General features: G+C 56.4%; 1 pseudogene. It reads left to right on the top strand.

The features are described 5' to 3' along the window. Nucleotides 1-1,444, top strand: a pseudogene (locus C5B91_RS20975) (ATP-binding protein); the annotation flags it as partial.

Below are 1,444 nucleotides of genomic sequence, written 5' to 3'. Positions count from 1 at the left end.
CGACTTCGAGACCGTGGCTTCCGACAATCGAAGAAAGAACAAAACGCGCGAGCAGCGCTCAAGCGACTCCTTTCGCGAGAGGTAACGACTGGACGTGGTAAGACCCGGCCGGAGTTGGTTCTCTGTGGGGCCGAGCTTGCGAACTTCGTGGTTGTCCCTTCGTCGGAACGATTGACAATGGAGGGTTCTCGTGGGACGCGTGCTGAGCAACAGAGCCGGAACCCGCTTGCCCGTCCGAATCCGGATCTCATGAGCGAGTTCCGTGAGGGCATGGCAATCGGCTACGCGCTTGATGAGACTGGTGAAGCGGAGAAGCAACCGACTCGAATACCTCCCGGACTGTTACCGACACACTATGGCCGGTTTGGGACGACTGGGGCCGGTAAGTCCAAGGCACAGATCAATGAACTCCTCTCACTCTACGAGACGACGACTGGGCCGTCGATTCTCATCGAACCGAAGGGCGACGGTATGGCGGAGAACTACATGCGTGCGCATGCTGCGCGTTTCGGCTTGGACGACCTCAGAGAGAATGTTATCTACTTCTCTCTCCCAGACGTCCTCCCCGGCTTCTCGTTTTTCAATCTCGAGCCGTCGCTTGAAAACGGACTCCGGCGGGAAGACGCTGTCCAGCGAAAGGCCGACCACTACGAGGAAATTCTGAAACTCGTTATGGGGGTTGACCGCTACGAGCGGGCGACAGTCGCACCTGGGTTGATTAAGTCGCTGATCAAAGTGTTGTTCGATGAGACGCATGGTCGCGAAAACGGCCAGTATCGCGAGTCAGCGGACTACTTCGCTCATCGGCAGTTAGAGTATGCGCTTGATCAACTTTGGCAGGCAGGGCCACCCCAGCCAGATCTGAGTGCTGCCCCGCAATCGAGTGACGAGGCTGTCTCGCGGTCACTCCGACGACAGTTACAGGCAGACAAGACGACCTTCTCGAATGTGTTGGGTGGTGTCGGCAATCGTCTTTCAGTTATTTCGGATGACACACACCTGCGTCGAATCTTCAACAACACCGAGCCACGGTTTGATTTCCGCGATGTCATCGACGACGATACGGTGATTCTCTTTGATCTGGGTGATCTCCGTGAGGATGCTGCTCGCGTCATGACCGGTGTGATTCTGACCAACCTCGAGGACGCTCTGAAAGAAGAGAACCAGGATGTCGGTAAGCGGCCGGACGATTACGTGGTTAATCTCCTGATTGATGAGGCAGCGTCGGTTGCTGTTTCGGATGTCATGAATACACTACTCGAGCAAGGGCGGAGTTTCCGGCTGTCAGTCGGGCTCTCGATGCAGTTCCCCGAGCAAATGAAAGCGGAAGGGGGGCGGAGCGCCTATCTCAACGTCCTCAACAATATCGGGAGTCCGATTGTGGGGAAGATCAACGTTGACCGTGAGCTCGCTAGGGCGATGGCTCACGAGGAAATGGACCCAA

Origin of the sequence: Haloferax sp. Atlit-10N (assembly GCF_003586325.1) — an archaeon.
GTDB classification, from domain to species: domain Archaea; phylum Halobacteriota; class Halobacteria; order Halobacteriales; family Haloferacaceae; genus Haloferax; species Haloferax prahovense.
The sequence above is the reverse complement of the archived record's forward strand: the minus strand, read 5'-3'. Positions and strand labels throughout refer to the sequence as shown.